The organism is Pseudomonas sp. MDT1-17 (genome assembly GCF_054898105.1).
In genome coordinates this window covers 1294376-1318167 of the sequence record NZ_JBUBVM010000001.1, presented here as the reverse complement: position 1 = coordinate 1318167, position 23792 = coordinate 1294376, and the positions used below count along the sequence as shown (strand labels likewise).

Sequence of the window (23792 nt, the reverse complement as noted above, 5' to 3'; positions counted from 1 at the left end):
GGGTTGTTATCAGAGGTTGTAGAGATAGTGCGTCAACCGTACGAAGAGGAAAATTATTAAAAATGTGCTCGGGGTATAAGAAAAAACTTGGCAAGCGCTTACCCAGCCCGGAACCCTCATAGGGTAAGGTTCAGTCAAGAATCTGTGCGACGGCCATCCAGGCTTTCAGCGCAAAACAGAGCAGAACGAGGTGCGTGTGGCTTCCTATACATTGCGGCAACTCAAGTATTTCGTCACAACGGTAGAAGCCGGCAGCGTCGCCGAAGCCTCGCGACAGCTGTATATCGCGCAACCGTCCGTTTCCACGGCGATCAAGAGTCTGGAGGAGTCGTTCAACGTCCAGCTGTTCATCCGCCACCACGCCCAAGGCGTTTCGCTGACGCCCACCGGCACGCGCTTCTACCACAAGGCGCAAGAGCTGCTGCGAATGGCGAGGGAGTTTGAACAGAACGCGCTGGCCGATAACGACACGGTGTCCGGACAAATCGACATTGGCTGCTTCGAGACCGTCGCCCCGTTATATTTGCCACAACTCATCGCCGGCTTTCGCAAGCTTTACCCGGGCGTGGACATCCGCATTCGTGATGGCGAACAACAAGAGCTGGTGCAAGGCCTGACCGCAGGCACTTTCGACGTGGCCTTCCTCTACGATCACGGGCTGGACGGCACCATCCAGACCACGCCGCTGATGCCGCCCCAGAAGCCTTACGTCCTGTTGCCTGAAGGCCACCGCTTCGCCGACCAGAAAGAGGTATCGCTGCGGGACCTGTGCAGCGAGCCGATGATTCTTCTCGATGTGCAGCCGAGCCGGACCTATTTTGTCAGCCTGTTCCACGAGCTGGAATTGACGCCCAACATCGTGTTCAGCTCACCCTCCATAGAGATGGTGCGCGGCATGGTCGGCCAGGGATTCGGCTTCTCGATCCTGGTCACCCGCCCGCACTCGGAATGCACCTACGATGGCAAGAAGGTGATCTCGGTGAACATAAAAGAGCCGGTCACCCTGTCCGGCCTGGCGTCCGCCCACCTGAAACGCAGTCAACTGACCAAGCCTGCGCAGTTGTTCGTGGATTTCTGCCGCGAACAGCTGACCCAGAAAGTCGCAAGCACCCTGTAGGAGCGAGCCTGCTCGCGAAGAACGTGCAGGCGCCGCGCTTATTCAGACAACACGCGTTATCGTTAACGACCATCGCGAGCAGGCTCGCTTCCACAGTTCGCGTCGCCACACAGATAGTCGGCCAATCGAACCAGCATCGCATCGCAGCCGTTCAACTGATCCAACGCGATGAACTCGTCGGGCTTATGCCCCTGATCCATGCTGCCAGGTCCACAAACAACCGTGGGAATTCCAGCCTGATCAAACAGCCCGCCCTCGGTGCCGAACGCGACCGTTCCAAACGCCGAAGAGTTGCTCAACAACGCCAGCAGCCGCGCCGCTTCACTCTCGGGCGGGGTTGCCAATCCGGGATAAGCACTCAACGGCCGCAGGCGGATGTCGGTGTCCGCTTGCACTGCGCGCATCTTCGGCAGGACATGTTCCTCGGCGTAGGTCTGTAGCTGGTCTGCGACGTCTTGAGCATCGAAGTCCGGCAGCGCCCTGACCTCGAAATCGAACTCACACTCAGCGGGAACAATGTTCAGCGCCCGGCCACCTTTGATCACACCCGTTTGTACCGTCGAAAACGGCGGATCAAAACGCTCGTCATGATGATCAGGATGAGCGAGCCCGGCACCGATAACACCCAACTGGCCAATCAGCTGTGCGGCATATTCGATCGCGTTCACCCCATAAGGCGCATACGCCGAATGGCACGCGGCACCGCGCACCTCGCAACGCATCGCCAGTTTGCCTTTGTGGCCGAGCACAGGCTTGAGCCCTGTCGGCTCACCGATCAGGCACAACCGGGGTTTGTGTGGCCGTTTCTCCAGTTCGGCGAGCATCGGCCTGACACCCAGGCAACCGACTTCTTCATCGTAGGAAAACGCCAGGTGCACCGGCCTCAGAAGTGGACGCTGCACAAAGGTCGGCACCGCCGCGAGCACCGAGGCGATGAACCCTTTCATATCCGCTGTTCCGCGACCATACAGGCGCCCATCCTTTTCCGTCAGACGGAACGGATCGACCGTCCAGGCCTGCCCGTCAACCGGCACCACATCGGTGTGACCGGAGAGCACTACGCCACCTGACGTGAGCGGGCCGATGGTCGCAAACAAGTTCGCCTTGGTCCGTTCTTCGTTGTAGAAGAGCTCGCTCTGAACGCCGTGCCCGGCCAGGTACGCCTCGATGAAACGAATCAATTCGAGGTTGGAATCCCGGCTGACGGTGGCGAAGCCGATCAGGCGTTCCAGCAGGTCACGACTGGACGCTTCACTCATCCCCCGGCACTCCGTAGCTCGGTGCAGTCGTCGGGTTGAGTGCGCGCGTCAGGTAGTCCTGCATTTGCGGTCGATACGCCTGCCAGAGTCCGGCAAGCTGCCCGATAGGGTCTTCCTCGGCCCAGTCGACCCGCAAGTCGATGATGGGCCAGGTGTGGTCACCCACCACTTTCAGCGCGGCGGAATGAACCGGCCCTGCTTCGCCACCGGCCGCCATGGCCGCATGCATGGCCGCCAGCAAACGGTCCGCCAACTGACCCGGCTCGGCCTCGAACGCCGCGACCATGGCCTCGATGACCCGCACATCGCTGAGCAGGTTACCTGCCGCGACACACTGCTCGCCCTTCACCGCGTTATGCACGCCCAGCGACTCCTTGCCGCTGAAAAAAGCAATCCGGCCCGACGCATTGATCACCGTGACTTGTCGGTACTGACTCCAGCCGTTGGACGTCAGCGCCTTGTCCAGGGCCGCGTCAGGCTCCAGATGCTGATGTTCCAGCAGGTCCAGGATCTGCGGCCCCAACGCCGGCAGCGTAATGTTCTGCGTAGACACCGCACCGACACCCGCCCGCGCCCACGGGCAACGTGCGCCGACCGCAATGCTTGAAGAGCTGATGGCAATACCGAGCTGCCCGGTTTCAGGGCAGCGTCCGATAATCGAGAACGTCATGACTCACTCCTTAAAATTCCAATGCACGCGCAGTTGCATTCTGTTCATGCACTGGAAAGGGAGAAAGCAGGTTTTTTGTGGTTTTGGGGAAGGAAAAAACTGGTCAGCCCCGCAGTCTTACTCAGGTGGATCAATCTGATCCAGCACCCGGTTCGCCGTGATCTGCGCCAGCATCACGCTGTTGGAAATACCCAGCAGCGCATTGCGCGATCCGCCGTCCAGGTGAGGCGCTTTGATACACCCCGAGCGACTAAACCCGATCACTGATGAGCAGTGACACGAATCAAGTTACCGATGGCCTCCAAAGCGCACAAGCCGGCGGATTCTGGCGTAACGGTAGGCAACGGCGCAAGGTCTTTTAGCTTGCAGGAAGTATCCTTAAACGCCTTTAAACACGCGCTTTCCAGCGGTAAAATCTGTAGGAGCGAGCCTGCTCGCGAAAGGCTCAAGACCACCGCTGGGCATCTGGTTTTACGCGTTATCGTTCACGACCTTCGCGAGCAGGCTCGCTCCTACAGGGTACTCGCTGGATTTACTTGCGCGGTTTGATCCGTGCGGTCGCCTCAGCCACCAAGGGGTCATCCGGCCAATAATGCTTCGGATAACGACCCTTCAAATCCTTCTTCACCTCGGCGTAGGTACTGCGCCAGAAGTTCGCCAGGTCCTGGGTTACCTGCACCGGTCGCCGCGCCGGGGACAGCAAGTGCAGCTTGACCACTTGCCGGCCACCGGCGATGCGCGGGGTTTCGGCCAGGCCGAACAGCTCCTGCAAGCGCACCGCGAGAATCGGCGGCTGTTCGCTGTAATCCAGACGAATCGATGAACCCGACGGCACGCTCAAATGATGCGGCGCCAACTCGTCGAGCCGTTGCGGCAGCGGCCAGGGCAGCAGATTGTGGACGATGCTCGACAGGTCCAGATTGGCGAAGTGACTGAGCCGCGAGACTTTCCCCATATACGGCATCAGCCAGTGTTCGAGGCTTTTAAGCAGGGCGGCGTCGCTGACATCCGGCCACTCACTCTCACCCTTGCTGCCAAGGTCCAACTGCCGCAACAACGCCACCCGCGCCTGCCACTGACGCAACTCCGGGGTCCACGGCAACAGCTCCAGCCCTTTGCGCCGCACCAGGTTTACCAACGCCTGACTACGGGCGGTTTCATCGAGGCCGGTCAGCGGTTCACGGCTGAGGATCAATTCACCGACCTTGCGCTGACGCTCGGCCCGTAACACGCCTTCGCGCTCATCCCAATCCAGTTGATCGACGCAGCGCACTTGCTCGGCCAGCACCGAGTCGAACAGCGCCGGATCGAAATCCGCCGCCAGATAAATACGTTCTTCACGCTGCCCCTGACGGCTGCCGAGATCGGCGATTACCAGCCACGGTTGTTTCATCAAACTGTCGGCTTCGGCGAACAGCGCTGCGCGACCGTTGGCCAAGCGATACTCCGCGCCACCGGCCCGTCGCTGTTGGGCGACCCGATCCGGATAAGCCAGTGCCAACAGCGCGCCGAGCCAACGCGGATGATCCGGATCGCTGACCGGTTCCGACGCTTTGCCCCGCAGGTAACCGCGATACTGCCGCGCCAATTGCCGGGCACGTTGAACGCCGCCCTGAGCGCCGCGTGCGGCCCGCTCTTCACCGGACAACAACACCAATCGGCTGTGCAGATCCGCTCCGGCACCACGCAAAATATCCCGCTCACCGAGCAATGCCGCGACGTCGCACGCCATCTCTGCCAGGCCGAGCGCCTGACCGCGCAACAACAAATGGGCGATGCGCGGATGAGCCGGCAGTTCGGCCATGGCCTGACCGTGACGGGTCAATGCTTCACCGTCCAATGCACCCAAGCGCTCCAGCAGATCTTGAGCCTGTGCATAAGCCGCCGCGGGCGGTACGTCGAGCCAGACCAACTGTCCCGGCGTAACGCCCCAGCGACCGAGTTGCAAGGCCAGACCGGCGAGATCCGCCGAGAGAATTTCCGCGCTGGCGTAGGCCGCCAGTTGTTCGTGCTGATCCTGCGACCACAACCGATAACACACGCCCGGCTCCAAGCGCCCTGCCCGACCCGCGCGCTGAGTGGCGCTGGCACGAGAGATACGTTGGGTGTCGAGGCGGGTCATGCCGCTGCCGGGATCGAACCGCGGCACTCGCGCCAACCCGGCATCGATCACCACACGCACGCCGTCGATGGTCAGACTGGTCTCGGCGATGTTGGTGGCCAGCACCACTTTGCGAAAGCCTGCCGGTGCCGGATCGATCGCGGCGCGTTGCGCGGCCAGGTCCAGTTCACCGTGCAACGGGCAGAGCCACACCTGCGTGCGCTCGCCCAGCGCATCGGCGAGTTGCTGATGCACCCGACGGATTTCCGCCTGCCCCGGCAGGAACACCAGCACGCTGCCGGTTTCATCATTCAAGGCTTCAAGGATGGTCTGTACCAGACGTGGTTCGATGAACTCACCGGGCTGGAACGGTCGGCCCCAGCGCATCGCTACCGGATACATGCGACCTTCACTGCGCAGAATCGGCGCGTCGTCCAGCAACCCGGCCAGGCGTTCGCCTTCGAGCGTTGCCGACATCAGCAGGATTTTCAGCGGCTGATCATCACGGAACAGTTCCCGGCCATTGAGGCTCAGGGCCAGCGCCAGATCGGCATCGAGACTGCGCTCATGGAATTCGTCGAAGATCAGCAAGCCCACGCCTTCGAGCGCCGGGTCGTCCTGCAAGCGTCGGGTGAGGATGCCTTCGGTGACCACTTCGATACGGGTTTTGGGGCCGACTCTGCTGTCGAGACGAATGCGATAACCGACGGTTTCACCGACCTTCTCGCCCAGCTCACTGGCCAACCGCTCCGCGGCCGCCCGCGCCGCCAAGCGACGCGGCTCAAGCATCAGAATGGTCTGCCCGGCCAGCCACGGCTCGTTGAGCAAGGCCAACGGCACGCGTGTGGTTTTACCGGCGCCGGGCGGTGCTTCGAGCACGGCTTCGTGGCGTGTCGCCAAGGCTTCACGCAGGGCGGGTAAAACTTCATCAATCGGCAAAGAAATCATGCTGGCTCCCAAACAGAGGGCCGAGTATAACGGCGAACTGCTCGGTGTTTGTCGCGGTCCTAATTCATACAGATGCCCCTTCGTTTCCAGATAACTCAGGAGATTTCACATGCGTGCTCCCTTTCGCTTGATTGGCGGTGTACTGGTCGCGACCTTGCTGACCCAAATAACTGCCTGCGGCACGATTTTCTACCCCGATCGTCGCGGTCAGATCGATGGCAAGATCGACCCGGTCATCGTCGCGCTGGATGCCGTGGGTCTGCTGTTTTATATCATTCCGGGCCTGATTGCCTTTGCGGTGGACTTTGCTACTGGCGCCATTTACTACGAGCCCGGCCGAACCGCCCAGGTGGCTCCGGAAAAACTCAAGGAAGCCATCGGTGCCGATGGCAAGGTCGATAACCACAAGTTGCAGACTATTCTCGAAACTGAGTTGGGCCGCAGCTTCCCGCTGGACGATCCACGTCTGATCCAGCACAAGGGCAGCACCCAGCAACTGGCCATGTTCGGTCTGCAACCTGCTGCGTAATCCGTGTATTGAAAGAGACACTTAAAGGAAAAGCCGCACCTATGATTTCCAGTTCCGAACACGCCCGCCTGTTGCGGCTGGCGACCCGCGCCTCGGTGGCGGTGGCGTGTACGTTGATCGTCGCCAAGGCCATTGCCTGGTGGTTGAGCGGTTCGGTGAGCATGCTCGCCGGACTGACCGATTCGGCACTCGACGGCGTCACCTCGCTGCTCAACTTGCTGGCGGTGCATTACGCCTTGCGTCCCGCCGATGACGATCACCGTTACGGGCATGGCAAGGCCGAGTCGCTGGCGGGCATGGCTCAGGCGTTGTTCATTGGCGGCAGTGCGGTGCTGATTGCCTTGCAGGCGTTTGATCGGCTCAAGCATCCGGAACCGGTGGGTGCGCCGTGGATCAGCATCGGCGTGATTGTGTTCTCCCTGGCGCTGACCCTGGCCCTGCTGACGTTGCAACATCGGGTGGTCAAGGCCACCGGCTCCAACGCGGTGCGCGCCGACGCCCTGCATTACCGCTCGGACATGCTGCTCAATGGCAGCATTCTGGTCGCGCTGGTGCTGGCCGGGTTTGGCTGGCATCAAGTGGATGCGTGGTTCGGATTGGGGATTGCCGCTTACATCCTGTGGAGCGCGATTCAAATCGCCCGGGAAAGCTTTACGGTGCTGATGGATGAGGAGCTACCGCCGGATGTCAGCCAGCACATGCTCGAATTGGCTTGCAGCGTGCCAGGGGTTTTGGGCGCACACGACTTGCGCACCCGGGTGTCTGGCAACCAGTGGTTCGTGCAGCTGCATCTGGAGTTACCGGGGCATTTGACCCTGTCAGTTGCCCATGGCATCAGCGATCAAGCCGCCGATGCAATTCACGCCGCCTACCCGCGAGCCGAAGTGCTGGTGCACGCCGACCCGAAGGAAGTGGTGCTTGCAGCCAGGGTTCAGAAAGAAACCTGATAGCCGCGACTGCTCAGGCAGTTGCCCTGGGCCTGGCGGTAGGCTTGCACCACCGACGGGGCCGGTTGATAGGTAGCCGTTCGCGGATCGAAACCACTCTGCTGCACCGCGTATTGATAGCACTCGTAACCGTCCTGACTGACTTGCTCCGGCGACTGCCCGTTAGCCGGGTAAGCCACCACATCATAACTATTGCTGACCGGTTGCGGCTGCGGTTGCACGGGCGGCTCGACCACGACGTAATCCTGAGTGCTCTCCTGATAGGCGTAATACGAACCCGCCGCCAGGAACAGCAGCGCACCGCCAATCCACACTTCACGCGCGTAATCGGGCAGGTAGCTGACGCGAATCCCACGAGGCGGCTGCACCACCACATAACGCGGGCCGAGCGGGCGATACCAGTAGCCGCCGGAGTAGAAAAAATCCTGACCTCGATAAGGCACGCGGTAGTCACGATCCGGGAAGCGATCGATCACATGACCGGGGCGATATTGCGGGCCGGGACCCCAGCCATTGCCGTGCCCATCCGGGCGACCGGCCCAGCGATGGTCATCGGGACGCAGACCGTTGTTGTTCTGCCAGTGCTGGTTGTTGTCGTTCTGCCAGTGCTGATTGCTATCGTTGCGCCGCGGCACGTCCTGATAGTAACCACGTTGTGGCTGCTGGGTTTGGCGCACGGTGTCGGGCCGGCCCTGGATCGGCAGGTCATTGGCCGGTAGTTGCGGCGGTGGTGGCGGCGGCCGAACCGGGCTGTTGTAGTCGTGCGGCTGACGGTTCTGCTGATTCTGGCCGTTGTGCTCGAACTGGCGGCTATTGTCGCCACGAATGATGTCGTTGTTCTGCGGACGCGGTTGATTGTTTCCGCCATGGCCCTGACTGTTTCCCTGATGGCCGTCCGAGCCACGTTGTCCGCCATCGGGACCCCGGTTTTGCGGCTCATCGGCCAGCGATTGCGCAGTGACACTGATACACAGCAAACCAACCCCGGCCAAACGCCAGATGCGCGACTTCATGCTTTTCCTCACTGCGGGGTAGGGCCTGTACGTAAGACTGGGAAAGCACCGGCCGGTTCTGCAACAGGTTATCAGCCCTCCACTTATTTATTGAGGAAGACTTTCTCAAGGGCATACCAAATTCCAGGCAAAAGAAAAGGGAGAACCGTCGGCCTCCCTTTGAGAACTTCGTCCGTGCTCGACGCTTATGACGTCGGCTCACCTCACGCCGTCTTCTGGACAGTGTGTAGCTCGGGGGCCGGCTCATCCCCTGTGGGGGTGGCGACCGCGGCTGGCCGGATTGGGCGAGCCGCTGTGGACTGTTTGTCCGAGCAGTGATTCTGGTGATAAGAATAGGCTCGCGGCACCGACAGAGGATTGCGAAGATTGCTCAAATAAACATCACTTGCGCAATTTTTAACCCTGGATAGATAATCCACCGCAATAGTTATGACAAAGGCCTGATTGATGAGCAAACTCGACCGATACGACCTGAGCATTTTGGCGGAATTGCAGCGTGACGCGCGCATCTCCAACCAGGAGCTGGCCGAACGCATCGGCCTGTCTCCCTCGCCCTGCTCGCGCCGCGTCAAACAGCTGGAAGATGACGGCTACATCTCGCGCCAGGTGGCTTTGCTGGATCGAAAGATGCTCGGTTTGAGCCTCACGGCCTACGTATTGATCGGCATGGACCGACATACGCCGGAGCGTTTCGAGAACTTTGAAGCCGCGATTCGCACGTTACCGCAGGTGCTGGAATGCAGCTTGGTGACCGGGATGGATGCCGACTATCAGCTCAAGGTGGTGGTGCCGGACATGGACCATTATCAGAAATTGCTGCTGGGGCATCTGACCCGGATCGAAGGGGTGACGAGCGTGCGGTCGAGTTTTGTGTTGAATCAGGTGCTCAACAGTACTGAGCTGCCCTTAACCCATCTACGCAGCTGAGACCCGCTTCTGTAGGAGCTGCCGAGTGAAACGAGGCTGCGATCTTTTGATCTTGTCGGTACGTGTCAAGGTACCTGTCGCCTTGGTACTCCTGCTGCTATGCCATCGCGGCCTTAACATCAGGGCGTTCGGGGTTCAAATACACCGCATCTGCCAATTTCCAGTTGCGCGTTCTGGTACTCCAGCGGCTCGGATTAGCTTCCCTGGCGTCTTCATACAGTGCTGCTCTGGCTTGTAATAGAGCCGTTGCCTTGCCTTCGTGGCGCTCGTTCGGCGTCACGTATTTCAAGGCACTGTGACGGTGGTCTTCGTTGTACCACTCGATAAATTTTTGCACCCAAAGCCTTGCTTCAGTGAGCGTATCAAACGGTTGGTCCGGCCAGAGCGGGCAGTACTTTGCCGTACGAAAAAGTGCTTCGGCGTAGGCATTGTCGTTGCTTACTCGCGGGCGGCTAAATGAAGGCTCGACGCCCAGAGCAACCATGCTTTCGCGTAATAAAGAGCCTCTCATGACGTGGCCGTTGTCCGAGTGCAGCACCAAAGGACGTCCCGCCGTTTGCTCTCGTAGACAGCCCTTTTCAAGCAGCTCACATGCATGCTCGGCGCACTCCACTTCATGCACTTCATTGGCTACCAAAAAAAACGGCCCTTAACTGTGCTCGGCAACCAGGTGATATCCCAGCACCAAACCTGATTGGGGCCCTCAGCACGATGTGTCGTCAGCACTCTGCGTTTCGGGGCTTTGACCCGACCACGGCGAACGTTTTGATTGGCGGCTTTTAATACGCGATAAAAGGTCGATTCCGAAGCCAGATAAATACCTTCATCTGCCAGTTTGGGCACGATCTGGTGGGGTGTGAGGCTGGCGTAGCCAGCCTGATTAGCGGCATCAAGCACTGCTTGGCGTTCTGCCTCGCTGAGTTTATTTGACGGTGCTGTCCGCTGAGCTAGCAGGCGCCCGTCGCCGTCGGTGTGTCGCCAACGTTGAACTGTGCGCAGGCTCAGTCCCAGCTCATCACATGCTCGATATCGGCGAGCCCCACCCAAGACCGCTTCAGTAATCAACTTCATGGCTTGCGTGCGATCAGAGGCGCTGATCAGTCTTCCTTGTCCTTGCCCCAAATCGCATTGGCTTTTTTTCTGAGTTCCAGCAAAGCCTCCGCTTCGGCCCGACCAGCGTCTGATCGGATCAACTGACGCTCCAGCTCTTTGATCCGTCGTTGCTCGGCAGTTTTCTCTGCGCTGGGCTTCAGATCAGCCAAGGTGTTGGCGTTTTGGCAGGCTTCGCGCCATTGCTGGATTTGCTCCGGATAAATGCCCTTTATTCGGCAATATTGAGAGATCTCCACCTCGCTCAACGGTGCGGTTTCCATGACGGCATTGAATTTGTCGGCGCTGGACCATTGATCACTGGTCTTTCCGTTCCCGGGCACGATCAGACCTTTATCTCTAGCCATTTGTCTCCAGTTACGCAGTGACTGTGGCGTGAGTTTGAGCGCAATCGCGAGCTCTGCCACCGAGCGATTAAGGGGCGGCATCATCTGCAGGACAACCCAGTCTTTGAAGTTGTCGTCATAACGTTTGGGCATTGCTAAATACCTTCGCCCTCTTGAATGAATGAGTCAATCAACAAGGGCGACAGGTAGCCTGACACGGAGGGTTGTTCTTAAAAGCAAAATCAAAAGATCGCAGCCTCGTTTCACTCGACAGCTCCTACAAGAGCAGGCCGGGCGACGAATAGCTGCGACACACTGCCGCAGGTCAATCCTCGACCACTCCCCCATGCCGTATACTCCAGCGCCTTTTAGCCCCGTCCGCGCTGGAGATGTTCGATGGATCCTGCAGTATTCGAAGAGTGGATGATGACCGGACTGGTCAGCATTCTGATCATTTTCATGGGTTTCATCGTTTGGGACCTGGCGAAGAAGTCCAAGGCCGGGCGCTTTGGCTCGTTCATTCTGTTTTCCGTACTCGGCCTGGGCGTGGCCGCGTTCGTGATCAAAAGCGTGGTGATCGGCCTGATCGAATCCGGCTCGTTATAAACGCGCCGGCACTTCCTTCCACTGGCCCTGATCAAGCCCTTCGATCGACCAGTCGCCGATTTTGACCCGCACCAGGCGCAACGTTGGCAAGCCAACCGCCGCGGTCATGCGCCGTACCTGGCGGTTGCGACCTTCGCGAATCACCAGCTCCAGCCAACTGGTCGGCACGCTTTTGCGAAAGCGTACCGGCGGGTTGCGTGGCCACAATTGCGGCTCATCCAGTTGCCGCGCCTCGGCCGGCAAGGTCATGCCATCGTTCAGTTCGACGCCATCGCGCAAGCGCTGCAATTGCTCGGCACTCGGCTCGCCTTCCACTTGCACCCAATAGGTCTTGGCCAATTTGTGTTTCGGATCGGCGATCCGCGCCTGAAGCTGGCCATCGTTGGTCAGCAACAGCAAACCTTCGCTGTCACGGTCCAGCCGTCCTGCCGGGTAAATCCCGGGAATCTCAATGAAGTCCTTGAGCGTCGCCCGCCCTTCGCCGTCGCTGAACTGCGTCAGCACATCGAACGGTTTGTTGAACAGAATCAGCTTCGGCTCGGCCGGCGGCGCTTTGGCGACTCGGCGCGGGGCTGAGGAAGGTGGCGCAGGCTTCACGCCAGGACGGCGGGAAACGGGACGTTGAGGACGAGACATGGGAAAGGAACATCTAACGGTCAGGGCTGCTAATGCTAGTGCCCCGACCGCCAAATGACCATGACAACTATTACCGGAACGGCGGTTCGTCAAAGCTGCGCAGTTTGCGTGAGTGCAGCGAGTTGAGCTCGGTGCGCAACAGGTCCACCGCTTCGATGCCGATCTTCAAGTGCTGGCTGACGGCGCGCTCATAGAAAGCGTTGGCCGAACCCGGCAGCTTGATTTCGCTGTGCAACGGCTTGTCCGAGACACAGAGCAACGTGCCGTACGGAACCCGCAAGCGATAACCTTGCGCTGCGATGGTGCCGCTTTCCATGTCCACCGCCACGGCGCGAGACAGGTTGATCAGCGGACGTTCCTGAGCCCAGCGCAATTCCCAGTTACGGTCGTCGTAGGTCAGTACGGTGCCAGTGCGCAGGCGTTTCTTCAGCTCATCGCCCTTCTCACCGGTGATATTGGCTGCCGCTTGCTGCAACGCCATCTGCACTTCCGCCAAGGCCGGAATCGGGATATTCGGCGGCACGACCCGGTCGAGAATCCCGTCGCGACGCATGTAAGCGTGCGCCAGCACGTAATCGCCGATGGTCTGCGACTGACGCAAGCCGCCACAGTGGCCGATCATCAGCCAGCAATGCGGACGCAGCACTGCCAGGTGGTCGGTGATGTTCTTGGCATTGGACGGGCCGACGCCGATGTTGACCAGGGTCACGCCATGGCCGTCGGTGGCGATCAGGTGATAGGCCGGCATTTGATAGCGATGCCAAACCACGCCCGCGGCAATCGCCGAGGCTTCTCCGTGGTCCATGCTCTTTTCGATGATCACGTTGCCCGGCAAGACCATGCGCACGAAACGCGGATCGCTGCGCAACTGTTCCAGACCATGGACGATGAACTGGTCGACGTAGCGGTGGTAGTTGGTCAGCAGAATCCATGGCTGCACATGACGCCAGTCGCTGCCGGTGTAGTGCACCAGGCGGCGCAAGGAGAAATCCACCCGCGCGGCGTCGAACAAGGCCAACGGCAACGGATCGGTGTTTTCCCAATCATACAAACCGTCGGCGATGCCATCGGTCGCGGCCGACAGATCAGTACTCGGGAACACCCGCGCCAGCACGGCAGCGGTGACGCCGGAGCCGGCCAGCTCATCGCCCTGCTCGACCACGTACGGATAAGGAATATTCTGCTGGCTGATACCGACTTCCACCGTCACGGTGAAGTCGTGCATCAAAGGAACAAGCTGTTCCAGCAGATATTTTCGAAAAGCCGCCGGATGGGTGACGGTGACGCTGTAGGTTCCCGGCAATTGAACCTTGGCATAGGCGCGCGTGGTCTGTGGGACTTCGCCATGGCAATGGTAGGTCAGACGCAGTTCGGGATAACGAAACATCGCACGCTGTTCGGCGTCCGGTTCGACACGATCCTTGAGGTAACGCTTGAGCGCCTGGTTCAGCGCGGTGGTTGCACGATTGTGCAAGAGCGCAAGCCGGTCCACGGCTTGCTCGGCGGTTTGAACGACAATAAAAGCTTCGGTCACGATCAGCATCCTGTGTTCTGACTTGCAGACCTTCATCTTGCCTGCAAGTCAGCGCGATCAGAAGCCCTGTGGTGTCGAGCGGGCCACAATGGCTTCAACATCCAGTCCACGTGGCAACGCGCCATACACCCGACCGGCCGAACCGAGGCGGCTGGCGATGAAGGCATCGCTTACGGTGGAGTTGCCCGCTTCCAGCAACAACTTGGCCTGAAGACCCAAGGCGATGTCTTCGGTCAACTTCCGGGCGCGGTATTGAATGTCGCTGGTGTCTTTGAAAGCCACCTTCAATTGGCTGATGTGCGCAGCGAGGCGTTGGTCGCCATGACCATCGCCCAATTCGCTGAACAGTACGTCGAGCACACCTGGCTCCTTCGACAACGCTCGCAATACGTCGAGGCATTGCACGTTGCCGGAACCTTCCCACGTCGAATTGACCGGTGCCTCACGGTACAACCGCGGCAAGATGCTGTCTTCGACATAACCGGCACCGCCCATGCATTCGGCGGCTTCATTGATCATTCCGGGCGCGCGTTTGCAGATCCAGTATTTGCCTACCGCCGTGACCAGCCGAGCGAATTTGCCTTCATGGTCGTCATCCAGATGATCCAGCGCCCTGCCCATGCGCAGGCTCAAGGCCAGGGCGGCTTCGCTTTCCAGGGCCAGGTCGGCCAGTACGTTCTGCATCAAGGGTTGTTCGCTGAGCAACTTACCGCCGACTCTGCGGTGAGCGCAGTGATGGCTGGCCTGGGTCAGGGCCTGGCGCATCAGCGAGCTGGAGCCGACCATGCAATCGAAGCGGGTCATGGCGACCATTTCGATGATGGTCGGAACGCCTCGCCCCTCCTCGCCGACCATCCATGCCAGCGCACCACGGAACTCCACTTCACTGGAAGCGTTGGAGCAATTGCCGAGTTTGTTTTTCAGTCGCTGTATATAGAACTGATTGCGCGTGTCGTCCGGACGGTGGCGCGGCAGCAGGAAACAGGTCAAGCCCTTGTCAGTCTGGGCCAGGGTCAGGAAGGCATCGCACATCGGTGCCGAACAGAACCACTTGTGACCCACCAGTTCATACGCCTGGCCCGGACCACTGGCGCCGACCGGATATGCCTTGGTGGTGTTGGCCCGCACATCCGTGCCGCCCTGTTTCTCGGTCATGGCCATACCGATGGTGACCCCGGACTTGTGGGCCATGCCGACATTGCGCGGGTCGTATTCGGTAGAGAGGATTTTCGGCAGCCACTGCTTGGCCAGATCTGGTTGCAGGCGCATGGCCGGGACACTGGCGAAGGTCATGGTCAGCGGGCATCCACTACCGGCTTCGGCCTGGCTGTGCAGGTAGGTCATGGAGGCGCGGGCGACGTGGGCGCCGGACTGCGGATGCGCCCAAGGCAACGAGGTCAAACCGTGCTCGACCGCCGTGCGCATCAGTTCGTGATAGGCCGGGTGAAATTCCACCAGGTCGATGCGATGGCCGTAACGGTCATGACTGCTGAAAACCGGCTTGTTCTGATTGGCCAGGAACCCCGCTTCCATCAGCGGCCCGCCGGCCAGCGCGCCGTAAACGTCAATCCGCGACTCGGCCCACCCGGCCCCGAAACGCCGCGACCACTCCTGCAACGGCAGGTCGATGCGATACAGGTTGGTACCGTCCAGCGACGGTGGCTGGTTGGTGACTTCGTGGGTTTCGGCGAACTGATGCAGGTTCATGACGGGGCTCCTTTGGTCAGCCAAGGGACTTCAGTTAAGCACCGCCCCATGACCGAACAAAGTGTCATACCCGCCTAACTGTCGGCGCTTTCGCCTTGCGTCGGACACAACACGCGACGATAGAGCGCTGCCTGCAGGTCTTCGAACTTCACGGGTTTGTTCAGGTAATCGATCAAGGCACCGGTCGGGTAGCGTTCCCGATCAATGCTCAAGGCAATTACGAATACCGGCAATTCGCTGCAGCCCGGCAATGCGCGGATCTGGCAACAGAGGGAGGCGCCGTCCAGAGGTGTCAGCTGGCAATCGAGCAATACCGCATCAAAGGTTTCGCGCTGCAAGTGATCGAGCGCGGTAGCGCCATTGTCGGCGGTGCGCACCCGGAACCCCAGCTTGAGCAACATCCCGCGCATCACCAACTGATTGATGCTGTTGTCATCGACCAGCAGCACCCTGCAGTCCTGAGGCAGTCGCAGGCGAGGAAATTCCCGGGTCATCAAGGGCACTGACGGCCGTTCCACCACGGGCAGTTCGAACTCGACGTCGAGCTGAAAGCGGCTGCCCCGGCCAAGCTCGGAGCGGTGAGTCAGGCGCCCGCCGAGCAATTCCACCAGTTGTCGACAGATCGCCAGGCCGACGCCCAGACCGCCGTATTCTCGGGTCATCGAGCCGTCGAGCTGGAAGAACCGCTGATAAAGGGTCGCCTCCCCCAGATCGGTAAAGCCGATGCCGGTGTCGATCACCGCAAAGGACAGTGCCAGTCGGTTGGGCTCCACCGGTTTACCCGTCACCCGCAGCGCTAACCCGCCAGTTCGAGTGAATTTGATCGCGTTATCCAGCAGACATTCCAGGCACTGCGCCAACTTGGCGCTGTCGCCGTGCAAGCGATCCGGCAGCCCCACCGTCACGTCGACTTTGAAGTCCAGCGACTTGCTCAGAGCGTTGCCCTCGAACTGCAGGCGCAAAGCATCAACCACGCCGCGCAAACTGAAGGTGGCCGGATACGCCTTGAGTTTGCCGGCCTGCAACTCGGTCAGGGTCAGGATGCCGTTGACCATGCGCATCATGTCTCGCGCCGAACCTGCAGCCGTTTGCTGGTATTGCTCCAACTCCGTGCCCATCTCGACGGTCTGCATCAGTTCCAGCGAACCAATTACACCATTCATGGGCGTGCGCAGTTCGTGGGTCAGGGTGGCGAGGAATTCGTCCTTGAGCTTGTTACTGTGAGCCAGTTGCTGGTTCAGCACTTCGAGCTTTTGACCGGCATCGAACAGGGTCTGCGCCTGTTGCTCGCGCATGTCGTTGATGCGATCGGCCAGTGCCAGGGACAGCAGCGCCACTTCAATCGCCGAGCCGATCTGGCTGGAATACATGGTCAGGAACACGTTCGGCAGGTAACCCAGCACCATCAGGGTGTTGACGATGCCGCCGAGCAGGAAGGCCGACCAGGCGATGATGAAATACCGCGCCACTCGCAGGCCACGCAGCCAGGCGAAAATCCCTGCGGCAAAAATCACTAGGGTGAAGGTCAGTGCCAGCGCTGTCGCCAGACGCAAAGCCAAGGCGTAACTGGCCAGCAATGACAAACCGACCACCACCGCGCTGAACACAATCAATGCCAACAGCAAACGGTCGAGCCAACGACTGTACGTTGAGGTCTGCAAGAAACTACGGGCGAACTGGGTGCCGAAGAGCCCCGCGCAACCGATGAAAAACGGCGTGGCGGCGTTGGCCCACCACGGGTTGTCCGGCCAGAAATATTCCACGGCTGCGCCGTTCACCGAGAGCTGATACAGGCCGAACGAGGCGATGTAGAAGATGTAATAGAGGTAACTGGTATCGCGCACGCTGAGGTAGATGAACAGGTTGTAGACCAGCATGCCCAGCAACACGCCGTAGATCAGGCCCAACACATAGAGTCGGATCGGTTGTTCTTCGAGGAAAGCCGTGCTCGACCACAAGGTGACCGGTGCCTGGATCGACCCTTCACTCTGCAGGCGCAGGTACACGGTTTGCTCTTTATCAGCGGTGAAGTTCAAATCGAACAGGTAGTTGTTCTGGCGGATCTCGCGAGTGGCGAACGGCAAGGCATCACCGGTCTGTCGGGCCAACTGATAGCCACCGGCAGCATCGGGCAAGTACAGATCAAGGTGATCAAGGGGCGGATAGGCCAGTTCCAGCAACCAGGTGCGTTGTACCGCGGGGTTGGTCGGGCGGTAATGCAGGTCGATTTTCAACCAGAACGCTGAACGCGAGTAACCGGCGTTGAGGGTGTCTTTGTCGTGGGGCTTGAAGTTTCCGGTGGCGGCTTGCGCACGGACATCGGCGATGGTCGCCTGACCGCCCGCGTCTTCGAACACTTGCAGGGTTCGGCCCAGGGGAAGGCTTTGAGTAGATTCATCGAACTCGACGGCACTCGCCATGAGGGGCAAGCACAACAGCAACATCAGCAAATAGAGCATTTAAGCCCCAGCGTGGCCTGTCCGGTTATCTCAGGAAGCCCCTCATTCCTTTTGAGTAGACGTAAAACCGGTATTACCTGTTATTGGTTTGGATCCACTCTAGCATAGCCGTTGATGGCCATTGAACACCATTGAAATTTTTCCTACAAAGGCTCTAGAACGGGCGTTCCAGCTGCATGCATTGGGCTAGAGCTGTTTCGCCGGTCAGTTTGTGACAACGGCCTATATCCCTGTAATTGGATGGACTCGCCCAAGCCGAGGCGTCAATGCGCCACGGTGGCAGTCTAAACAGCCAACGACAGCGAGGGCGAGTCCATGAAAAATCATAGTTCGATTGATCAATCCCTGTCTTCTTCCGATTTGTCGGCCTGCACAACCTTGGCGGTCGATCTGGCCAAGCAGGTCTTTCAGGTCGCCGGTGAAGATGTCCTCGGCCAGGTGCGCTATGAGCAGCGGATCAAGTCGCGTGAGGCGTTTTATGAGTTTCTCCAACAGTTACCGCCTCATGTCGTGGTTTTGATGGAAACCGGTCCGGGCGCTCAAGCCTGGGCCCGGCAGCTGCAAGACCAAGGCAATCTGGCGCGCATTCTTCCAGCCGGTTTGGTGGCCACACACCGCAGCGGGCCTAAAAATGATCGCAACGATGCGCTGGCGATTCTGCGGGCTGGTCGCGATGAAAAAATCTGCGCAGTACCGGTCAAAAGCGTTGCGGCGCTGGCAATGCAGGCGCTGCATCGCGCCCGTCAGGGCTATGTGCGTCGACGCACGGCGGTAAGTAATCAGATGCGCGGCCTGCTGCTCGAGCACGGCGTGGCCTTGGCGCAGGGCGATGTTGCGATCAGCCAGAAAATTCCGCGGGTACTGGAAGATGCTACCCAGCCGGTGCCTGGCCTGCTGCGTGAACTGATCGACGAACTGTTGGCCGAGTGGCGCCATTTGGGCGAGCGCATCAGCGTGCTGACGGGACGCCTGGAAGTGGCCGCCAACGCCGACATGACGGCGAAGCGACTGATGACTGTGCGCGGCATCGGCCCAGTCACTGCCACGGCACTGGTGGCCAAGGAAACCAAGCCTGAGCGATTTCCCAATGCCCGCAAGTTTGCCGCGTACTTTGGCATGGTGCCTGACCAGCACAGCAGCGGGCAGACGGTCCGGCTGGGGGACATGACCAAGCGAGGCGATGTTTATTTACGCAGCCTGATGATCCAGGGAGCCCATGCGGTGCTGCAACAACTACGACCTGATTCCCAGCAACCCGATGACCGCCGCTTGTTGCGCTGGATGAGCCGGCTGGGTCGTAAGGAGGCTGCGATCAGGCTAGCCAACCGCAACCTGCGAATCGTCTGGGTGCTTCTACAGAATGACCAGACTTATCGTCGCCACGCTGGTGATGGCCAGCAAGCGACGATGAGCCACTGAGCGACAGAGTTCTGCCACCGAGGTACTGACTGTCCGACCCTTTGCTGAAGAAAATTGACCCCAGGTAAGACCGGCGTGGATTGATGCCTTAGCTGCTACTGGCCTTCGAGGCCTGACTGTAATCGGCATACCACGAGCTTTTCCAATTTTGGCCAGAAGCCGAAGACGGCTTCCACGAATAGGCCTAATACATAGATGCAACGGGGCGACGGTTTTTTCAAAAGCGGGTAGACAGTGGGGGCGAGTCCATACATAGCAGCTGGCGAAGCCTGCGTTCGGCTGCGCAGCAGTCGTAAAACCTGGACACGCGGTCTGCCTGATACACCGCAGCGACTGACTTCACGACTGCTGCGCAGCCGAACGCAGCCTTCGGCAGCTGCTACATGGACCGTCATGACTCGTCGGTCGACTGGTGGTAAGCTCGCGCACCATGAATATCTACAGCTCTCGCCCCGTTGTCCTCTGTCTCTCCGGCCACGACCCAAGTGGTGGCGCCGGCTTGCAGGCAGATATCGAAGCCCTGCTCGCTCAGGGTTGTCATGCGGCCCCGGCCGTCACCGCCCTGACCGTGCAAGACACGGTCAACGTTACTGACTTTCGCGTTCTCGACCGAGAGTGGGTGTTGGCTCAGGCCAACGCCGTGCTCAACGACTCGACGGTAGCCGCAGTCAAACTGGGCATGCTCGGGTCCCTGGAAATGGTCGACACCGTGGTCGAACTGCTGTCGGCGCACCCGCATTTGCCGGTGGTCTGCGACCCGGTGCTGCGCGCTGGCGGCGGCGGACGCCTGGGCAAGGACGAGGTCGGCTACGCCATGCGCGAACGCCTTCTGCCCCTGTCGATCATTGCCACCCCTAATCTTCCCGAAGCCCGCATCCTCGCTGAACTGCCCGAAGGCACCGCGGACGAGTGCGCTGAAAAACTCCTGCCATTCGTCAAACACCTGCTGATCACTGGCGGTCATGGCGATGAACACGAAATCCACAATCGCCTGTACAGCCGCGACGGTCACCGCGAAACCTTCACCTGCCAACGTCTGCCCGGCAGTTATCACGGTTCCGGTTGCACCTTGGCCAGTGCCCTGGCCGGTCGTCTGGCCCTGGGTGAAAACCTCGCCAGCGCGGTCAAGACTGCGCTTGACTACACTTGGCGCACCCTGCGTGACGCGGAACAGCTAGGCAAAGGCCAGTTCGTGCCGCGCCGCCTGCCGCTGGACTTCTGTTCGTAACTTTCTATAAGCAATGCGGTGAGGCTTGTCCGATGAAACTACGTGGCCTGTACGCCATTACCGATAGCCAGCTGCTGGCCGGTAAATTTCTTTCGTACGTGGAGGCGGCGCTGGAAGGTGGCGTCACTCTGCTGCAATACCGCGACAAGAGCAGCGACGAAGCCCGCCGCCTGCGCGAGGCCGAAACGCTGCGCGATCTGTGCGAGCGCTACAAGACCCATCTGATCATTAACGACGATGCCGAACTGGCCGCGCGCCTGAACGTCGGCGTGCACCTGGGCCAGACTGATGGCCCGTTGACCCCGGCGCGCGCGTTGCTCGGTCGCCAGGCGATCATCGGTTCGACCTGCCACGCGCAACTCGAACTCGCCGAGCAAGCGGCGAAAGAAGGCGCCAGCTATGTCGCGTTCGGCCGCTTCTTCAACTCCAACACCAAACCCGGCGCCCCGACCTGCAGTCTCGAACTGCTCGACCAGGCCCGCAACAAACTGCACCTGCCGATCTGCGCGATCGGCGGCATCACCCTGGACAATGCCGCGCCGTTGGTGGCCCATGGGGTCGATCTGCTGGCGGTAGTCCATGGCTTGTTTGGCGCCGAGAGCACGGCTGAAGTGACACGCCGCGCCCGCGCCTTTAACGAATTGCTTCATATTTAGAAAGCTAGTCTGACTTTGAGAGCCAAATCATGTCTCGTTCCGAAACGCTGTTTGCCAATGCCCAGAAACACATTCCCGGTGGCGTGAACTCGCCTGTTCGCGCGTTCAAAAGCGTCGGCGGCACGCCGTTGTTCTTCAAACACGCTGAAGGCGCCTACGTCACCGACGAAGATAACAAGCGTTATGTGGATTACGTCGGTTCCTGGGGGCCGATGATTCTCGGTCACAGTCATCCGGACGTATTGGATGCGGTACGCAAACAGCTTGAGCACGGATTGTCCTACGGCGCGCCGACCGAGATGGAAACCCAGATGGCTGATCTGGTTTGCTCGATCGTGCCGTCGATGGAAATGGTGCGCATGGTCAGCTCCGGCACCGAAGCCACCATGAGTGCGATTCGTTTGGCCCGTGGTTTCACCGGCCGCGACAGCATCATCAAATTCGAAGGCTGCTACCACGGTCACTCCGACAGCCTGCTGGTCAAGGCCGGTTCCGGCGCCCTGACCCAAGGCGTGCCGAGCTCGGCCGGTGTGCCGGCGGCCTTCGCCAAACACACCCTGACCCTGCCGTTCAACGACATCGACGCGGTCGAAACCCTGCTCGCCGAAGTCGGCCAGGAAGTGGCGTGCATCATCGTCGAGCCAGTGGCCGGCAACATGAACTGCGTGCCGCCGGCGCCAGGTTTCCTCGAAGGCCTGCGGACCCTGTGCGACAAGCATGGCGTGGTGCTGATTTTCGATGAAGTGATGACCGGTTTCCGTGTCGCCCTCGGTGGCGCACAAGCCCACTATGGCGTGACGCCTGACCTGACCACCTTCGGCAAGATCATCGGTGGCGGCATGCCGGTTGGCTGCTTCGGTGGCAAGCGCGAAATCATGTCGCACATCGCGCCATTGGGCCCGGTCTATCAGGCGGGGACCTTGTCGGGTAACCCACTGGCCATGGCTGCCGGTCTGACGACCCTGCGACTGATCAGCCGCCCGGGGTTCCACGCCGAGCTGAGCGACTACACCAGCCGCCTGCTCGATGGCCTGCAACAGCGCGCCGATGCGGCGGGCATTCCGTTTGTGACCACACAGGCCGGTGGCATGTTCGGCCTTTACTTCAGCGGCGCCGACGACATCGTGACCTTCGATGACGTGATGGCCAGCGACGCTGCCCTGTTCGGGCGCTTCTTCCACCTGATGCTCGAAGGCGGCGTGTACCTGGCGCCGAGCGCATTCGAAGCGGGCTTCACCTCGATCGCCCATGGCGAAACCGAGCTGAAACTGACGCTGGATGCCGCCGAGCGTGCATTTGCCGCGTTGAAATAACGCTGTACCGCTGACGTTGGCGATTGCCAGCGTCAGCTTTCACCTACCTTCACGCCTTTATTCCTAAGCTTCTGCTTAATATCCCCAGCAAAGTGGGCGATATATTCCCCGCGCAGCAGAAAAACGAGTAAAGACTTTGTAAGGTTGGCCCTGCTTATTTCATAATGCGCGCTTATTGGATCCCTCGATGGGTCCGCGCGCCCTTCAGAGGTAAGTCGATTCCCATGAACCGCACCGGCCGCGCCCTTTCATTGGGCTGCCTGTTGCTCCTTCAGCCCCTGCTCGCGCTCGCACAAGCAGGCGGCAACTCGTTGTTAATCCCAGCGATGGGTCGTTGCACCCTCAATACTCAGCCGCAAGACCTGGCGCAGGCTCTCGCCGCCTGCCAGAAAGCGGCGGATGAAGGGGATGCGCAAGCGCAATACGAGTTGGGTGAGTTGTACTACGATGGCAAAAACACGCCGCGCGACCTCAAAAAAGCCATGGGCTACTTCGAAAAGGCCTCGCTGCAAGGCCACGCCCAGGCGCAGTTCAAACTCGGCACCATGTTCTTCCATGGCGAAGGCGTACCGGCCAATAACATCCAGGCTTATATCGTGCTGAAAATGGCTGCGGTCAATGGCGCTGAAGATGCGTTGGACACCGCTGACGAAGTCGCCGAGAAAATGCCCCGCGAAGAACTTGAGGTGGCTACCCAGGTGCTGGGGCAAATCTTCCGCAAATACCTGTTGGAATTGCAAAGCGCCGATGGGCGTACGCCGTTTTCGCCACTTCCCTGAATTCTGCGTCGTTCTGACTGGCCCCTTCGCAAGCAAGCCCGCTCCCACAGTTTTCTCTGGCGTACACAGATAATGTGTTCACAGACAATTCATTGTGGGAGCGAGCCTGCTCGCGAATGGGGGCGACTCGGTCTTGAGGCCTACTTCTCAGGCATCGGCATCGGAAACGGCATGACGTTGCCGACCGCACCGCGGGCTTCGCTGATTTTCGGCGTACCCAGGCGCTCGACCTCGTCGATCCGCACGATCGAATGCATTGGCACAAAACTGCGCACAACGCCTTCGAACTGAGCCTTGAGCTTCTCTTCGCTCGGATCGACGACCACTTGCGTGCGCTCGCCAAAGACGAACTCTTCCACTTCCAGGAAGCCCCACAGATCACTTTGATAGATCTGCTTGGCATACATTTCGTACACCTGGCCCTGGTTGAGGAAAATCACCTTGTAGATTGGAGCTTCACGTTTGGTCATGGCGGGCGAGCAACACATCGGGGGATAAAAATGAGGGC

General features: G+C 59.9%; 19 protein-coding genes and 2 pseudogenes. 10 read left to right on the top strand and 11 right to left on the bottom strand.

What is annotated here, in order from left to right; translation table 11 throughout:
• Positions 1–196 precede the first annotated feature (196 nt).
• Positions 197–1117, top strand: a complete 921-nt coding sequence (locus ACYZTX_RS05780) for a LysR family transcriptional regulator (protein ID WP_462033290.1) — start codon at positions 197–199, stop codon at positions 1115–1117.
• Positions 1118–1179: 62 nt separating this feature from the next.
• On the opposite strand, the gene argE is transcribed toward ACYZTX_RS05780, so the two are convergent.
• The 4 genes and pseudogenes from argE to hrpB all read right to left on the bottom strand — a co-directional run bounded on the left by argE (position 1180) and on the right by hrpB (position 6095).
• Positions 1180–2376: an acetylornithine deacetylase gene (gene argE / locus ACYZTX_RS05775; protein WP_462033289.1), complete on the bottom strand. Its 1197-nt coding sequence runs from the start codon at positions 2374–2376 to the stop codon at positions 1180–1182.
• Positions 2369–3046: a DUF1028 domain-containing protein gene (locus tag ACYZTX_RS05770; RefSeq protein ID WP_462033288.1), complete on the bottom strand. Its 678-nt coding sequence runs from the start codon at positions 3044–3046 to the stop codon at positions 2369–2371. Before ACYZTX_RS05770 ends, argE begins: the two co-directional genes overlap by 8 nt.
• A gap of 117 nt (positions 3047–3163) precedes the next feature.
• Positions 3164–3271, bottom strand: a pseudogene (locus ACYZTX_RS05765) (DUF6124 family protein); the annotation flags it as partial.
• A 307-nt stretch (positions 3272–3578) separates the two neighbouring features.
• Positions 3579–6095 carry an ATP-dependent helicase HrpB gene (gene hrpB, locus ACYZTX_RS05760; RefSeq protein WP_462033287.1) on the bottom strand — a complete coding sequence of 839 codons (2517 nt, stop codon included), beginning with the start codon at positions 6093–6095 and terminating at the stop codon, positions 3579–3581.
• 109 nt (positions 6096–6204) lie between these two features.
• On the opposite strand from hrpB, the gene ACYZTX_RS05755 reads away from it, so the two are divergent.
• Complete coding sequence (locus tag ACYZTX_RS05755) at positions 6205–6624, top strand: polyribonucleotide nucleotidyltransferase (RefSeq protein ID WP_462033286.1); 420 nt, start codon at positions 6205–6207, stop codon at positions 6622–6624.
• A gap of 41 nt (positions 6625–6665) precedes the next feature.
• The gene (locus ACYZTX_RS05750; protein WP_462033285.1) at positions 6666–7571 is read left to right on the top strand and encodes a cation diffusion facilitator family transporter; all 906 of its coding nucleotides are present in this window, start codon (positions 6666–6668) and stop codon (positions 7569–7571) included.
• On the opposite strand, the gene ACYZTX_RS05745 is transcribed toward ACYZTX_RS05750, so the two are convergent.
• Positions 7556–8584, bottom strand: a complete 1029-nt coding sequence (locus ACYZTX_RS05745) for a DUF6515 family protein (RefSeq protein WP_462033284.1) — start codon at positions 8582–8584, stop codon at positions 7556–7558. The genes ACYZTX_RS05750 and ACYZTX_RS05745 overlap by 16 nt on opposite strands.
• 447 nt (positions 8585–9031) lie before the next feature.
• Here ACYZTX_RS05745 and ACYZTX_RS05740 point away from each other — a divergent pair, with 447 nt between their 5' ends.
• A complete protein-coding gene (locus tag ACYZTX_RS05740; protein ID WP_007937367.1) occupies positions 9032–9511 on the top strand; it encodes an Lrp/AsnC family transcriptional regulator in 480 nt (159 codons plus the stop codon).
• A 97-nt stretch (positions 9512–9608) separates the two neighbouring features.
• On the opposite strand, the pseudogene ACYZTX_RS05735 reads toward ACYZTX_RS05740, so the two are convergent.
• Positions 9609–11100 (bottom strand): annotated as a pseudogene (locus ACYZTX_RS05735) (IS3 family transposase).
• A 243-nt stretch (positions 11101–11343) separates the two neighbouring features.
• Here ACYZTX_RS05735 and ACYZTX_RS05730 point away from each other — a divergent pair.
• The gene (locus ACYZTX_RS05730) at positions 11344–11553 is read left to right on the top strand and encodes a DUF2788 domain-containing protein (protein ID WP_283181783.1); all 210 of its coding nucleotides are present in this window, start codon (positions 11344–11346) and stop codon (positions 11551–11553) included.
• Here the strand turns inward: ACYZTX_RS05730 and ACYZTX_RS05725 are convergent.
• The 4 genes from ACYZTX_RS05725 to ACYZTX_RS05710 all read right to left on the bottom strand — a co-directional run bounded on the left by ACYZTX_RS05725 (position 11548) and on the right by ACYZTX_RS05710 (position 17889).
• Positions 11548–12189, bottom strand: coding sequence for a pseudouridine synthase (locus tag ACYZTX_RS05725; protein ID WP_462033283.1), 642 nt, complete (start codon positions 12187–12189; stop codon positions 11548–11550). The two genes, ACYZTX_RS05730 and ACYZTX_RS05725, sit on opposite strands and share 6 nt — an antisense overlap.
• Before the next feature lie 70 nt (positions 12190–12259).
• On the bottom strand, positions 12260–13759 hold the full coding sequence (amn, locus tag ACYZTX_RS05720; protein ID WP_462033282.1) for an AMP nucleosidase: 1500 nt from the start codon (positions 13757–13759) through the stop codon (positions 12260–12262).
• Positions 13760–13780: 21 nt separating this feature from the next.
• Complete coding sequence (locus ACYZTX_RS05715; protein WP_462033281.1) at positions 13781–15430, bottom strand: acyl-CoA dehydrogenase family protein; 1650 nt, start codon at positions 15428–15430, stop codon at positions 13781–13783.
• Positions 15431–15504: 74 nt separating this feature from the next.
• The gene (locus tag ACYZTX_RS05710) at positions 15505–17889 is read right to left on the bottom strand and encodes a 7TM diverse intracellular signaling domain-containing protein (protein ID WP_462033280.1); all 2385 of its coding nucleotides are present in this window, start codon (positions 17887–17889) and stop codon (positions 15505–15507) included.
• A gap of 360 nt (positions 17890–18249) precedes the next feature.
• Here ACYZTX_RS05710 and ACYZTX_RS05705 point away from each other — a divergent pair, with 360 nt between their 5' ends.
• From ACYZTX_RS05705 to ACYZTX_RS05685, 5 genes are all read left to right on the top strand, one after another.
• Positions 18250–19308 (top strand): IS110 family RNA-guided transposase, encoded by a 1059-nt coding sequence (locus ACYZTX_RS05705; protein ID WP_461972970.1) that lies wholly within the window; start codon positions 18250–18252, stop codon positions 19306–19308.
• A gap of 430 nt (positions 19309–19738) precedes the next feature.
• A complete protein-coding gene (locus ACYZTX_RS05700) occupies positions 19739–20536 on the top strand; it encodes a hydroxymethylpyrimidine/phosphomethylpyrimidine kinase (RefSeq protein ID WP_462033279.1) in 798 nt (265 codons plus the stop codon).
• 32 nt (positions 20537–20568) lie between these two features.
• Entirely contained in the window at positions 20569–21192 is a 624-nt protein-coding gene (gene thiE, locus ACYZTX_RS05695; RefSeq protein WP_462033278.1) for a thiamine phosphate synthase, read from the top strand.
• Positions 21193–21221: 29 nt separating this feature from the next.
• Complete coding sequence (hemL, locus tag ACYZTX_RS05690) at positions 21222–22505, top strand: glutamate-1-semialdehyde 2,1-aminomutase (RefSeq protein WP_462033277.1); 1284 nt, start codon at positions 21222–21224, stop codon at positions 22503–22505.
• A 224-nt stretch (positions 22506–22729) separates the two neighbouring features.
• Positions 22730–23284 (top strand): tetratricopeptide repeat protein, encoded by a 555-nt coding sequence (locus ACYZTX_RS05685; RefSeq protein WP_462033276.1) that lies wholly within the window; start codon positions 22730–22732, stop codon positions 23282–23284.
• Positions 23285–23424: 140 nt separating this feature from the next.
• On the opposite strand, the gene ACYZTX_RS05680 is transcribed toward ACYZTX_RS05685, so the two are convergent.
• Positions 23425–23754, bottom strand: coding sequence for a DUF1820 family protein (locus ACYZTX_RS05680; RefSeq protein WP_007894425.1), 330 nt, complete (start codon positions 23752–23754; stop codon positions 23425–23427).
• Positions 23755–23792: the final 38 nt, after the last annotated feature.

Excerpts from the sequence above, each read along its gene's own strand:
- ACYZTX_RS05715 (WP_462033281.1), bottom strand. The coding sequence starts at position 15,430 with ATGAACCTGCATCAGTTCGCCGAAACCCACGAAGTCACCAACCAGCCA.
- hrpB (WP_462033287.1), bottom strand. The coding sequence starts at position 6,095 with ATGATTTCTTTGCCGATTGATGAAGTTTTACCCGCCCTGCGTGAAGCC.
- thiE (WP_462033278.1), top strand. The coding sequence starts at position 20,569 with ATGAAACTACGTGGCCTGTACGCCATTACCGATAGCCAGCTGCTGGCC.
- ACYZTX_RS05700 (WP_462033279.1), top strand. The coding sequence starts at position 19,739 with ATGAATATCTACAGCTCTCGCCCCGTTGTCCTCTGTCTCTCCGGCCAC.
- ACYZTX_RS05755 (WP_462033286.1), top strand. The coding sequence starts at position 6,205 with ATGCGTGCTCCCTTTCGCTTGATTGGCGGTGTACTGGTCGCGACCTTG.
- ACYZTX_RS05750 (WP_462033285.1), top strand. The coding sequence starts at position 6,666 with ATGATTTCCAGTTCCGAACACGCCCGCCTGTTGCGGCTGGCGACCCGC.
- ACYZTX_RS05725 (WP_462033283.1), bottom strand. The coding sequence starts at position 12,189 with ATGTCTCGTCCTCAACGTCCCGTTTCCCGCCGTCCTGGCGTGAAGCCT.
- ACYZTX_RS05745 (WP_462033284.1), bottom strand. The coding sequence starts at position 8,584 with ATGAAGTCGCGCATCTGGCGTTTGGCCGGGGTTGGTTTGCTGTGTATC.
- amn (WP_462033282.1), bottom strand. The coding sequence starts at position 13,759 with ATGAAGGTCTGCAAGTCAGAACACAGGATGCTGATCGTGACCGAAGCT.
- ACYZTX_RS05740 (WP_007937367.1), top strand. The coding sequence starts at position 9,032 with ATGAGCAAACTCGACCGATACGACCTGAGCATTTTGGCGGAATTGCAG.
- argE (WP_462033289.1), bottom strand. The coding sequence starts at position 2,376 with ATGAGTGAAGCGTCCAGTCGTGACCTGCTGGAACGCCTGATCGGCTTC.
- ACYZTX_RS05770 (WP_462033288.1), bottom strand. The coding sequence starts at position 3,046 with ATGACGTTCTCGATTATCGGACGCTGCCCTGAAACCGGGCAGCTCGGT.
- ACYZTX_RS05710 (WP_462033280.1), bottom strand. The coding sequence starts at position 17,889 with ATGCTCTATTTGCTGATGTTGCTGTTGTGCTTGCCCCTCATGGCGAGT.
- hemL (WP_462033277.1), top strand. The coding sequence starts at position 21,222 with ATGTCTCGTTCCGAAACGCTGTTTGCCAATGCCCAGAAACACATTCCC.
- ACYZTX_RS05685 (WP_462033276.1), top strand. The coding sequence starts at position 22,730 with ATGAACCGCACCGGCCGCGCCCTTTCATTGGGCTGCCTGTTGCTCCTT.
- ACYZTX_RS05680 (WP_007894425.1), bottom strand. The coding sequence starts at position 23,754 with ATGACCAAACGTGAAGCTCCAATCTACAAGGTGATTTTCCTCAACCAG.
- ACYZTX_RS05730 (WP_283181783.1), top strand. The coding sequence starts at position 11,344 with ATGGATCCTGCAGTATTCGAAGAGTGGATGATGACCGGACTGGTCAGC.